The following is an 11,466-nucleotide window of genomic DNA, read 5'->3' as shown; positions in this document are numbered from 1 at the left end:
CGATCGCCAAGGCTGGCATAGGCGCTGCCGAGATTGCTCTGGGTCCTCGCCCAATCGCTCGGCATGTCCGCTTCGGTGCGGACCCGCAGCGCCCCCTTGTAAGCCGTGACGGCAGCGTCGAGCGCCTCGCGCCCTGCCTCGCCCCCGAGCCGATCGCCAAGGCTGGCATAGGCGTTGCCGAGATTGCTCTGGGTCCTCGCCCAATCGCTCGGCATGTCCGCTTCGGTGTGGACCCGCAGCGCCCCCTTGTAAGCCGTGACGGCAGCGTCGAGCGCCTCACGCCCTGCCTCACCCCCGAGCTGATCGCCAAGGCTGGCATAGGCGCTGCCGAGATTGCTCTGGGTCGTCGCCCAAGCGCTCGGCATGTCCGCTTCGGTGCGGACCCGCAGCGCCCCCTTGTAAGCCGTGACGGCAGCGTCGAGCGCCTCGCGCCCTGCCTCGCCCCCGAGCCGATCGCCAAGGCTGGCATAGGCGCTGCCGAGATTGCTCTGGGTCATCGCCCAATCGCTCGGCATGTCCGCTTCGGTGCGGACCCGCAGCGCCCCCTTGTAAGCCGTGACGGCAGCGTCGAGCGCCTCGCGCCCTGCCTCGCCCCCGAGCCGAGCGCCAAGGCTGGCATAGGCGTTGCCGAGATTGTTCTGGGTCCTCGCCCAATCGCTCGGCATGTCCGCTTCGGTGCATAGAGCTACGCCCTGACTGAACAAACTAATCGCTTGATCGAGGCCTGATCGCCCCCAGCGCTCGGCATGATCTTGAAGGCGTTCCCCATTTTCGTTCGCCGCTAAGATCGCCTCTCTGGCGCTGAAAGGCGCGAAAAACTGAACGATCTTGCTGAAATGTTCTGCCGCCGTATCGACCTCGCCTGACAGAAGCGCTGCTGTCCCGCGCGCTTCACGCACCGCAGCCTGTTTCCGTATCGCCTCAAGTGTTTGATGCTCTTGCTGTAACGCCTCGGCTTGCGCCAGAAGCGAGTCGGCGTCATCGAAACGACCGGCGTCGATGTCCGCTTGCGCCGCCGCCGTCAGATTTCGGACGCGGTCGTCCTTTTCAGAGAGAGCTGTAATTTGCGCCTTGAGCCGACCGTAGTCCTCCGCCGCCTTTTCTAGAACGGCGCGAAGATCGGCGATGCTGGCGTCGGGATTGTCATGACCGAACCGTTCCGCGATGGCGCGTAAGGCTTCTCTGCCCTCGCCGACACCAAGCGATGAGATCGCGTCTTGCAAGGCTTGCTGGACAAGGTCCGCTGTGCGCTGCGGCAGCGTGTCCTGACCTTCGCGGATTGCGGCGATCTCGGTTTCGACGCGTCTGCCCTGCTCGTGCAATTCGCCGACGCTTGATTCGATCGTCCCGATGGCGCGCGCCATCTCAAACATCAGGTCTTTTTCGAGATGGCGGTAATAGTCAGTGTTGTCGACAGCTGCCTGAATGCCCGCAGTCACCACATCGCGGGCGAAGCGATAGGCGATCGTATCGGCCCGCTTCGTTCCAAAGAAATCGGGTTCGGCCCGGCCCAGTCCCTCCATAACGAGCGCGATGGCGCGGCCTGGAAACCCTTCCGACGTCACCGCCGCCGCCGCCATCGACTTGCGGTCGATCAGGCAGATTTCCAGCGATCGAGACAAAGCCTCGTTGGCGGCGCGAAGCTCCACTGCTGCCTCGGAGTCGCCGTCACTTCCCGAAATCAAATGCTGATAGGACTGGAAGACTTCGTCCTGAATGCGCTTGCGGACTCGCTCGGACTCCGGGCCGAACCGCCGCCGCTTTTCGAGAATGAACCCGATCAGAGCAGCGGCGCCGATGCTCGCTTCAAGTACGCCTGTCGTCGCGCTTCCATGGGCGACGGCCGCTGATCCCACACAAAGGGCAGCCGCTTTCTCGATCGTTCCTGCAAAAACGCTCATGCGCCACTCCGGGTCGATGCAATCCAGCATCGCCAGCCCTGTGGCATGATACAAGTTGATTCTGCGGCTCTTGGTTGAGGCGATTATGTCGATGAACGCAGTTTTTGCGACCGAATTCGAAATTCTGTTTCAGATGGCGGCCCCGGCTCGACAAGTCGAACCGAGGCCGCCGATGGTTATGCGGGCATGTAGTGGATCGCGAGCGCGACATAGCAGGCTGCGATCACGAGATAGAGGACAGGCGGAAGCATAGGACTTCTCCGGTGTTCAGGTTTTCGGGGATGTCCCAGAAGGCCGCCGATGGACGGATTTCCTTCAAGAACCGCCTAAATCCTTTGAGGTCGTCAAATTTGCAGAATCGCCTTTTCACACTGCCGTGATCGTCGATTTTGAAACAGAATTCTTGTATTCTGTTTCAAATGACCGACCTCATCGACCCGCAGGGCAACCGCCTTTATCTGACCGCCGCCGAACGTGCGGCCTTCCTCGCAGCCGCCGCCAAAGCACCGCGCGAGGTGCGATCTTTCTGCGAGGTGCTGCATTTCACCGGGTGCCGGATTTCCGAAGCCTTGGCCCTGTCGGTGAAGCGGATTGACCTAGAGGGGCAGGCGCTCGTCTTCGAGACGTTGAAGAAGCGCCGCACAGGCGTCTACAGAGCCGTTCCCGTTCCGCCCCGGCTCCTTGATACCCTCGACCTCGTGCACGGCGTCAGGGAGGCGCACAGGCGGCGCGGCGATCCTCTCTTATGGGATTGGAGCCGCACGACCGCATGGCGGCATGTGAAAGCCATCATGGAGACGGCCGTGATCACCGGCCCCCAGGCGAGCCCCAAAGGTTTGCGCCATGGCTACGGCGTTGCGGCTATTGGTGCGGCCGTGCCCCTCAACATGCTGTCGAAATGGATGGGGCACGCCACAATCGAGACGACGGCGATTTATGCGAACGCCCTTGGCGAGGAGCAGCGGTCAATCGCGGAACGTATGTGGAGCTGATAACGCAACATTATGGAACCTGTTTTATAATATATGCATAATCAATTTAAGAAAAAACGGAAAAATCCGCGATACAGTCCGCGAATACTGACAAATCCAAATAATAACGGCCGCAAAAATCCCCGATCGGCGCCGCGTTTTACTTGCTAAAATCGCCGTCCGGCCCTCCTCGCAATGTGCGAGGTTGGACACAAGATTTAGCCGGGCAGATCACCCGCCCTTGCGGGGATCGGCAGCCGCGCCACCGGTCCGAGCGGCTGCCGCCGTGCCTGCGCGGCAATGCATTTTCGTCCCGAGAGCAGCGGCGGACGATAGAGAGGCTATTTTTTCGTAATCATCCGTCGCGATGGTATATTAGAACCTAAGGAAGCGACAGTTGTCCTTGATGCAAGAAGTGATTTTGGATTCTCATTATTCGAATTATATCGCGCCTCACACGAGGGACAATAAAAAATAGAAGCGCCTCTTGGTTGGCAAAAATATATGCCGCAATTGCATGAAAATCTTGTAGATGAATTGCAGTAAGGGCAGTGAGTACAGTTTTTACCATTTGAAAATTTTTTTATATGTACTGAAGATAATTTAGAAGTCTCATTAATTAAAATTCCGGGCGGGGAATTGACTTTTCTAGTATTATCGAATGTTGCTATACCCTTTATTATTATTATATCTTCGGCAAACCATCTTCCAAATTGACCGCATAAGACATTAATTTGCAAATTATAGACCGGCTCTAGGCCCTTGTAGGCTCGCTTAAATCGCTCTAAGAAGCTCATTATCCACCCTTTCTTGCGCGGTATCTTTGTAAAGCGTCACGGGCGTTTGCTTTTTCGCCTTCCGTGGCGGCGGCATCGTTGATGATATTCATCAATTGTTGTTCGCGTTTATCAAGGTTTGCTTCCCAAGCTGGGCGTCGCGGCGCCTCCGGCTCGTCCTCCGTGAATGATGGGTCTTCCGGCCGATCTTTGGAAAAAATTGCGATCACAAAAGCCGCGAGGGTACGGAAGAAGATCACCGGCATATCTATGACGATCATCCGCACCGTGCCGACGAATAGGCGGAATATCGTTCCTATGGCCCATGAAATTGCGTCCGCAATGCCGTTGAGGACGAAAATCATAACGTCGTAGAATAGTACCAGAAGCTTGATGACGACGAAGACACCGACGGCAACCGCGACAGCCAGAGCGAGTGCTTGCAGGACTGCCGGAAGCGTGAACGTTTGCCCTATGAGAAACCCAATCCCTCCGATGACGAGGCCAAAGAGTGCGCCCGCGCGGATGACCTGTTCATTGTCGCGTGCGTCGAAGTCCATCACTTGCCTCTATACGGATTACGATCCGTCCTGTTGCGCCATGTCGAGCGTTTCCAGTAGGGAACGAGCTGGGCACGGATCGGCAGACCGCCATGCAGGATCAACTGATCCGGGGGCCTCATACGAAGCACTTCATTAGGCCGAATGAGTGGGACGCCGAGCGTTGCAAAGGTGTCGGACTCGTCTTTCTTCATCCTCTCTTTTGTGGTTCGGTTGAGCGCGGTTTTTTCGCCGAACAGTTCCGAAATATCCTTCGCAAGCTTCGGCTCCCGAATGGCGAAGAACTGTCTGGTTTCACAAAGGCCCTCAATGTCGTCGTAGCCGTTTTCGCCGTAGAGCCTGGGATCGGCTAGGGCCGCGCGCGTTTGGCTGAATATCCAGGCCCGCAAACCTGCCTCGCGGGACTCGCGCAGGAAATTGCGCAGATCGGGCAGGAAGCCGAGGGCTGGCGCTTCGTCCATAAGCATGTAAACCGGTCGCTTTTCCCCCGGTTTCCCGATTTCCCGCCCGAGTACGCCCATCACTAGGTTGAGCCACGGCGCCGCCGTTTTAATGCGACCCGTGGGTACGATGACGTAAACGGTGATATCTTCGCGCTTGATCTTCGAAAGGTCGAGGCCGTGCCGTGCCGTATGGTCGCCTATCGGTGTGTTAGGCGCGTAGCGTTGCGTTGCGACTTGGGCTTTCGAGATGACGCCTTGCCATTGTTTCTCGGCGGTCGTCAGATCGTACAGCCGGGCGCCTTCGACTTGCTGGAATTTGTCCTTGCTGTATTTCAGCCAGGAAAGATGTTGACGAATGTGTTGGCGGTCCTGGCGCACCATGCCCCAGAGATAGGCGAGGTTCCGGTTTTCCTGCGGTTCGTTTTTGACCATCCAGTATATCAGGGCGGCCATGATGCCGGCAGCTTCGTCACCCCAATAGCTGTTTGAATCCTCCCGGTCTTGGATCATAAGCAGCCGGGCCAGGTTTTCCGCGTCGTCTTTCAGATCATAACCGGGCTGGAGGGTGGCAATCGGATTGAAGCCAGAATCCGGGATTGCGATGCCGGTTTGCTGGCGCAGCTCGTCGACATAAGGGTTCAGGTAATAGACCTCGCCCATGGTTTTGCGATGCCGCGCGGTTATGGCGGCGAGTTGGGCTTTGGGATCGGTGACGATCACCGCGCCATGCTTGAGTTCGAGCAGAGCCGGCACGACCAGGCCAGTTGTCTTCCCCGACCCTGGCGCCCCTATTGTCAGCAAATGCCCGTCGCCGGACCTGTAGAGGTCCGCAGAACGCATCCCATCTCTCCAGGTGCCTAGGAACAGACCTTCGCGCTTAAGCAGCCCTGCGGCCTTTAATTCGGTGCGCGTGGCCCATTCAGATTTGCCGTAGGGAGCATCCCGCGTAAGACCGCCCAAGCGGACCTTGTCGCGCCAGGCCCAGAACGCCCGGGAGATTGCGACCAATCCGAAAAACATGATTATGGCGCGCAGCCATCCGGGGAGGGCTTCAGGGAAGCTGTTGTATACATAGCCAATCGCGGTTACGACGGCGAATAGCGCGAATAAAATTCCCTCAATTATATAGACAATTACGTATTGGAAAGCGAGATATATTAGGTTTTTGACTTGGTCAAAGAAGGAGTTATCCATGATTTATGCAAGCTATAAATTGATTATTGTTGCAGATTATTGGACTTTGTTTTTAAAGTCATAGTAACCCTATGAAAAAAGAGGAATCACAGTACATAGCAAAGCGCAGTTTGGACGTTGTACGGATTTGAACACGAAACCTACACAGCCGCAACCAAGGCGATTAGGTGCGGAGGCCTCATCGTAGGGCAGTGGTGCAAGAAGGCGCTACGGGCGGCAACTGAGTCCCCGAAGGACAAGCCGGCGGTTGTCCTCTTGAAGAATCAGCTTTTGAAAATTGTGGAGCTTGTCGCCGAGCAGAACCGGCAGGCGGCGGCGCGCGAGGAGGGGCAGGAGAAAGAGGCGCGGGAACTGAAAGAGCGCCTTACGGCCATAGAAGCCGTACAGAGGCCGACGCCGAAAAAGCGGCTACACAACACCCCCGCTAACGCTCTTTGAACGCATCACGGGCCGCCTGGCGCCCGAGAAACCGGCATCCGATCAAGCGGCTTAGTGCGGGTTGGCGAGCTGTTTTTCCAGCTCAACTAAGGTATTGCGCAGCATGGTCAGGCGCTCTTCCTCGCATTCCAGCATGATCTGAGCGCGTTTTTCCAAATCACAGGCAAAGCGCCAATAAAATTTGTCGCCTTGGTCTTTCGCGATTTCGCGGGCACTTTCTATAATCGCAGCCACAACGCGTCGCGGGCGCCGGCCTTCGGCGATTAAGGCGCGGGCAGCCGACAGCATTTTTGCTTTCGTGTATTCGCCGTCCTTGTCGGTCATGAAATCGGCAAACGTCATGTTTTTATCGTTCATATCGGATCCTCTAAATGGTAAAACCTGATGAAGTCCCGCCATTATCGCCGGTATTTGCAAGAAATGCAAAAAACCCAGAAGAAGAATACAAGTATCAACGAGAAAAGGAGCTAAAAGCTCAGGACGACGAGATACGAAAACTGACGGAGCGGATCGGTCCAGCTGCTACGGACGCAGCCAATAAGACCCAGGAAACGCTAGCACGGCTCTATAACGTCCGCGTCGAACGAGAGGTTGACGAAACCGAGGCGGATCGCCGGCAAAATGAAATCGATAGACTAATCGAAGAGGCGCGGCACAACCCCGCGCCAGGCAAGTCTACCTCGCCTTTAACGGCACCTGTTTTTGACGATATCACCCAAAAGGCCGATGCTTTAATCGAGGTTCAAAACGAGCGAATGCGGCAGCAGATTGCCGATGAAATCGAAGAGCAGCGGCGGCGGGTTTTGCTGGACGCGCTCTACGACTTGGACGGGCCGAACGGGCCAGGGCAGGACAAGAAGCCGGGCCAGGACCCGGAAGACGATCCCACGGATGATCTATGACCGACAGCGACGAAAAGCGCCGGGCCGAGCGTGATTTCGCACGTGCGGCCGATTCCAGTAGGTTTCTTGAATTACCGACGAGATCAACAACCAATTCGAGCTGGTGATCGCGGACGGCCTGGCCGATCTTGAGCGCCAGTTCCTGGCCGAGGTGGAGCAAGAACGCGGGGCCAGTCATAATCCCGCCAACGACGGATGACGCCCGTCATGAATGACCGGGCGGATTGATCCGACCGTCTTCCAAAGCCGCTTGCGGCCGATGTCGGCGCGGTCACCCGGAGGGCCGTAGCGGAGCGGAGGACGGGGAGCATGGCGACCCGTTGAGGGCGTCGGCAGCGGCTGCTCATACACCTGGTTAATGTGCCCTTAAGGGAGGCCGTGCTAGCTTGACATTTTGAGAGTAGCCAGATGTGTATTTGTCATAACAAATACCTGGCCAGAGGGGGCTAACGCCGCCCTCTGGACACCCCTTGAGGAGGCGCAGGAGAGGATGGGACGGCCGCGAAAATCACCGGACGAGCTGCGGGACGGTTATTATCAGTTCCGCCTCACAAGCCAGGAACGGGCCGAGTTGGAACGCCGCGCCAATGCCTTCGGCTTGCCTTTGTCGGACTACATCCGACGGCAGACCCTGGGGCGTCCATTGCCTACCCGGCGTGCCGGCGAAGCGAACCGGGCCAAGCTAGCGACCGCTCTTTTGCGCATTGGCGTCAATCTCAACCAAATCGCGAAACACATGAACGCCGGCCGATCCGCGCCGTATCACCTGCCCGACCTCATCAACGAAATCCGGGGCCACGTCACGCGGCTGACTTTCGATGAATCCGGTCGAAATCGGAGTCGGTAAGAGCTTCAAGGGCCTGGCAGCCTATTTGTTGCATGACACGCGCGAGGCCGGTGACGGCTGGACCTATGCCGAGCACCAGACCACGGCCGCGCGCGTCGGCTGGACGCAAAGCTATAATCTGGACGATGCCGACCCGGAAAAAGCCTGGCGTTTGATGGCCGCCACGGCGAAAAGCGCCGGTGACCTGAAAGTTGCCGCCGGCTTCAAAAGGGGCAAGTCGGCCGTCAACACGGTCTATCATTTTTCGATCACGTTCGACCCGGCCGACCGGACGGACGAACGGCTTGAGCGAGTGGCCGTAAACGGCGCGCTAAAAACGCTGGGCCTTGATCGACACCAAGCCCTTGCCGTGCGCCACACGGACACCGGCCATGCGCATATTCACGTGATGGTCAATCTGATCGACCCGGAAACAGGGCTCTCGGCTGCCTCGAAACAGCCAGACGGCAAGCCTGCTTTGTTGTCCAATACCAAGAAAAAGCTGTCCCGGTGGGCGCAGGAATTCGAGCGGGAAAACGGCCTCAAGATCGTGGAGGGCCGACAGGCGAACGCCAACAAGCGCGCCCAGGGCGAGAAGGTGGACGCCCGGCGCAAACCCCGCAACGTCTATGAGGCCGAAAAGGCCGAGGGCCAGGACCGCCGCTTGGCCTGGCTGAAACGCCAGCAGGACGAGGGCAAGCGCGAGCTGGCAACCGCCGGCCGGGACATGGCCGAACGACACCACACCGAATGGCAGGCGCTGAAAGCGGCCTATGCGGCCGAGAAAAAAGAGATGGGCCGGGACGAGGACACGGCCGTTAAAACCGCCATCGAGGAGGCCAAGGCCGCGCGCAAGAAATCCTGGGCGTCGATGTTTCAGCGGCAGCGGGACGAGCTGCGCGACTTCGAGCGCGGCGATAAAACCGCCATTGGCCGCATCTGGCATGCGGCGGCCGTCATGCGCGAAAAAGCGTTAGACGGCGACATTCTGGGCGGCTTCGTCGCGGCGTTCTCGCAGGAAAACCGCCGCGCGGTGATCGAGCGCCGGCATGAAAAGGAACGCCGCGCCCTGGCCGACATCGTCCGCCAGGAGATCGGGGAAAAGGTCGGCCGGGAGAAGCGCGCCGCGCGCTTCGCTCGCGAGATGGCGCGCGAAGCGTATTTGCGCACATGCGGCGAGTTGAAGACGCGCCAGACAGCCGAACGCCAGCAGCAGCAAGACCACTGGCGGGAGTACAACGCCAGGCGGCGGCGGCAGTTCGTCGAGCTGGGCCAGGTTCCGCAGGAACAGCCGCGGCACCGCGGCCCAAGGCGTGGCCGCGGTATGGACCTAGATATGTGAAAAAAGTAGCTACCCGATAGCTACAAGCTAACTGGTAGCTACCAGATAGCTATCGGAATTCGTTTGGATATCCGTTAGCTAACTGTTATCGTTTCTTCTCATATTTTCATTTATCCTTTCACAGCCGAAAGCCATTGCTATGCCTGTCATCGCCTTCGCCAATCCGAAGGGAGGTGCCGGAAAAACCACTTCCGCCCTTCTCCTCGCCTGCGAACTTGCCGCCAAAGGTGCGGCCGTCTCGATCATCGATGCCGACCCGGAGAAGTGGATTTCTCAATGGGGCGCTTTGCCGGGGAAGCCTGAAAACGTGCGCATCCTGTCGGAGGTGACCGAGGATACAATTGTTGACCAGATCGAGGACGCCGCCGCTGCGGCGCAATTCGTCATCGTTGATTTGGAAGGCACTGCCAGCCTCATGGTCGCCAATGCCATCGGCATGGCGGATCTCGTCATCATTCCGACCCAGGGCGCTTCGATGGACGCCAAGGGGGCAGCGAAAACCATCAAACTAATCCGCAATCAGGCCCGCATGGCGCGCCGGGAAATTGAACATGCCGTCCTCATGACGCGCACAAGCGCCGCCGTTGCGTCGCGGGCGCTCAAGAACGTGCGCGAACAGCTCGACAAAGCCGGCATCGATATCTTCTCGACTTCTATTGTCGAGCGCGCGGCCTACCGGGATATTCTGGACTATGGAGGCCTGCTTTCCGGCCTCGATCCGCGCCAGGTCAGCAACTTGGACAAAGCGATGGAGAATGCGCGCGAGTTTGCCGGGGAAGTCCTGGCAAAGCTGCGCAGCTCGGCCACGCGGACGAAGGCGGCCTGATATGTCGAAGCAACGTGCCGATCTTGGTTTTTCAGACGCCTTGGACGAATTCAATCCGGCTGAATGGTCGCCAAAGCCCGCTGGCGAGACAAAGCCAAAGCCGGCGGACACCAAAGCCATGGAGGCAATGGGGTTTCGTAGCCGAGAGCCAAAGCAGGTTATGGCCGACGCGCCAGGCAAAACGCAGCGTCGCCGCCGCACAGGGCGGAATGCGCAATTCAATCTGAAAGCCAGGCCGGAAACAATCGAAGCATATTGCGCGATCGCCGATCGGCAGGGGTGGGGTTTGGGTGAAACCCTGGAACGCGCTGTCGAGCTGTTAGAGCGCGAATATCGCAATTAAGCGCGCGAAACTCCGCAAACCTTAAAAATTCTTTTCGGAACGGGCCGACTCTGGCACGATAGCGTGATGTTGCGCGGGGGATTCGCTCGCGCGTCACTCACCAAGCCCGGAGGAATCTAGGCCCAGAAACACGAAAACCCGCCGAAAGGGCGGGCTTCATATCCGGGGACGACCCGGGAAACTGTGATCTGAACAACCACACTTTCCCATGAATCCCCGGACCTTTGCAAGCAGATTCTTGCCACGGGATCGCTTTGCCAAAATTTGACGCCCCGCCCCTTCGGCCGACAGGTCCGAAAGGGGGATGCATGCAATTATTAGGGGACATTCTCAATCAGCCGACACAGCAGGGACGGCGGGGCGCACCCGTGCGCCGTCAATCCCGCGCGAAGGGGCGCGAGGGGACATTCTGGCGGCCGACGACGCGGCAGGACGTGCGCCAGCTCGTCCTGGCCGCACGGCGCTACGACATGGCCGGACGGCAGGGCGGGCAGCGCAACGGCCCGCTCGGTCATGTCGCGCTCGAGGTGCTGGATTATCTCGCCAACCTGATCGACTTTCGATCCGGGCGGCTCGATCCGGCGCTTGAGACAATCGCGGCGAAGATCAACCGCTCGAAATCCGCCGTCGTCGATGCGCTGAAAGCGCTTCGTCAACACGGCTTCCTCGACTGGCTGCGGCGCTACGTGCCGACCGGCAGCGAAGGGCGCGGCCCGCAGGTCCAACAGACGAGCAACGCCTACCGGCTCTTTCTGCCAGCAGCGGCGCGCCGGCTGCTTGGCCGCTATGGCCAGCCGGCACCAGCCCCCGACGATCACGACCACGCCCGGCAGACACAGGCGGCCGAGGTCGAGGCCATGCGGGCAGGCCTGCCGAAGAAAGAGCGGCTTTTGTTCGACATCGAGAAGGGGCCGCTAGAGGCCGCGCTTGCCCGGTTGATCGAT

The 11,466-nt window shown here is 58.8% G+C and carries 11 protein-coding genes and 1 pseudogene; 8 read left to right on the top strand and 4 right to left on the bottom strand.

The window, feature by feature from the left end; genetic code table 11:
* Positions 1-1,901: pseudogene (locus MF134_RS23550) on the bottom strand (hypothetical protein); the annotation flags it as partial.
* 419 nt (positions 1,902-2,320) lie between these two features.
* On the opposite strand from MF134_RS23550, the gene MF134_RS23545 reads away from it, so the two are divergent.
* Positions 2,321-2,893 (top strand): tyrosine-type recombinase/integrase, encoded by a 573-nt coding sequence (locus tag MF134_RS23545; protein ID WP_255341835.1) that lies wholly within the window; start codon positions 2,321-2,323, stop codon positions 2,891-2,893.
* 775 nt (positions 2,894-3,668) lie between these two features.
* On the opposite strand, the gene MF134_RS23540 is transcribed toward MF134_RS23545, so the two are convergent.
* Positions 3,669-4,208, bottom strand: a complete 540-nt coding sequence (locus MF134_RS23540; RefSeq protein WP_255341834.1) for a hypothetical protein — start codon at positions 4,206-4,208, stop codon at positions 3,669-3,671.
* Positions 4,208-5,845 carry a type IV secretory system conjugative DNA transfer family protein gene (locus tag MF134_RS23535; protein WP_255341833.1) on the bottom strand — a complete coding sequence of 546 codons (1,638 nt, stop codon included), beginning with the start codon at positions 5,843-5,845 and terminating at the stop codon, positions 4,208-4,210. Before MF134_RS23535 ends, MF134_RS23540 begins: the two co-directional genes overlap by 1 nt.
* A gap of 117 nt (positions 5,846-5,962) precedes the next feature.
* Here MF134_RS23535 and MF134_RS23530 point away from each other — a divergent pair, with 117 nt between their 5' ends.
* Entirely contained in the window at positions 5,963-6,283 is a 321-nt protein-coding gene (locus tag MF134_RS23530) for a hypothetical protein (protein WP_255341832.1), read from the top strand.
* Positions 6,284-6,334: 51 nt separating this feature from the next.
* Here the strand turns inward: MF134_RS23530 and MF134_RS23525 are convergent, their stop codons facing one another.
* Positions 6,335-6,640, bottom strand: coding sequence for a hypothetical protein (locus MF134_RS23525; protein WP_255341831.1), 306 nt, complete (start codon positions 6,638-6,640; stop codon positions 6,335-6,337).
* Positions 6,641-6,654: 14 nt separating this feature from the next.
* On the opposite strand from MF134_RS23525, the gene MF134_RS23520 reads away from it, so the two are divergent.
* The 6 genes from MF134_RS23520 to MF134_RS23495 all read left to right on the top strand — a co-directional run.
* A complete protein-coding gene (locus tag MF134_RS23520; protein ID WP_255341830.1) occupies positions 6,655-7,185 on the top strand; it encodes a hypothetical protein in 531 nt (176 codons plus the stop codon).
* 490 nt (positions 7,186-7,675) lie between these two features.
* Complete coding sequence (locus MF134_RS23515) at positions 7,676-8,032, top strand: plasmid mobilization protein (RefSeq protein ID WP_255341829.1); 357 nt, start codon at positions 7,676-7,678, stop codon at positions 8,030-8,032.
* Positions 8,004-9,353: a relaxase/mobilization nuclease domain-containing protein gene (locus tag MF134_RS23510; RefSeq protein WP_255341828.1), complete on the top strand. Its 1,350-nt coding sequence runs from the start codon at positions 8,004-8,006 to the stop codon at positions 9,351-9,353. Before MF134_RS23515 ends, MF134_RS23510 begins: the two co-directional genes overlap by 29 nt.
* Before the next feature lie 139 nt (positions 9,354-9,492).
* Positions 9,493-10,179: a ParA family protein gene (locus MF134_RS23505; protein ID WP_255341827.1), complete on the top strand. Its 687-nt coding sequence runs from the start codon at positions 9,493-9,495 to the stop codon at positions 10,177-10,179.
* A 1-nt stretch (position 10,180) separates the two neighbouring features.
* Positions 10,181-10,522 carry a stability/partitioning determinant gene (locus MF134_RS23500; protein ID WP_255341826.1) on the top strand — a complete coding sequence of 114 codons (342 nt, stop codon included), beginning with the start codon at positions 10,181-10,183 and terminating at the stop codon, positions 10,520-10,522.
* A gap of 308 nt (positions 10,523-10,830) precedes the next feature.
* The coding region (locus tag MF134_RS23495) for a helix-turn-helix domain-containing protein (protein WP_255341825.1) at positions 10,831-11,466 on the top strand (636 nt) is incomplete at its 3' end.

The sequence above is a fragment of the Jiella marina genome (genome assembly GCF_024359545.1).
Lineage (GTDB): Bacteria > Pseudomonadota > Alphaproteobacteria > Rhizobiales > Rhizobiaceae > Jiella.
This window is presented reverse-complemented; position numbering and strand designations above follow the sequence as displayed.

Bases quoted from the DNA above. Each gene is read 5' to 3' on its own strand.
- MF134_RS23545 (WP_255341835.1), top strand. From the start codon at position 2,321: ATGACCGACCTCATCGACCCGCAGGGCAACCGCCTTTATCTGACCGCC.
- MF134_RS23540 (WP_255341834.1), bottom strand. From the start codon at position 4,208: ATGGACTTCGACGCACGCGACAATGAACAGGTCATCCGCGCGGGCGCA.
- MF134_RS23535 (WP_255341833.1), bottom strand. From the start codon at position 5,845: ATGGATAACTCCTTCTTTGACCAAGTCAAAAACCTAATATATCTCGCT.
- MF134_RS23525 (WP_255341831.1), bottom strand. From the start codon at position 6,640: ATGAACGATAAAAACATGACGTTTGCCGATTTCATGACCGACAAGGAC.
- MF134_RS23520 (WP_255341830.1), top strand. From the start codon at position 6,655: ATGGTAAAACCTGATGAAGTCCCGCCATTATCGCCGGTATTTGCAAGA.
- MF134_RS23515 (WP_255341829.1), top strand. From the start codon at position 7,676: ATGGGACGGCCGCGAAAATCACCGGACGAGCTGCGGGACGGTTATTAT.
- MF134_RS23510 (WP_255341828.1), top strand. From the start codon at position 8,004: ATGAATCCGGTCGAAATCGGAGTCGGTAAGAGCTTCAAGGGCCTGGCA.
- MF134_RS23505 (WP_255341827.1), top strand. From the start codon at position 9,493: ATGCCTGTCATCGCCTTCGCCAATCCGAAGGGAGGTGCCGGAAAAACC.
- MF134_RS23500 (WP_255341826.1), top strand. From the start codon at position 10,181: ATGTCGAAGCAACGTGCCGATCTTGGTTTTTCAGACGCCTTGGACGAA.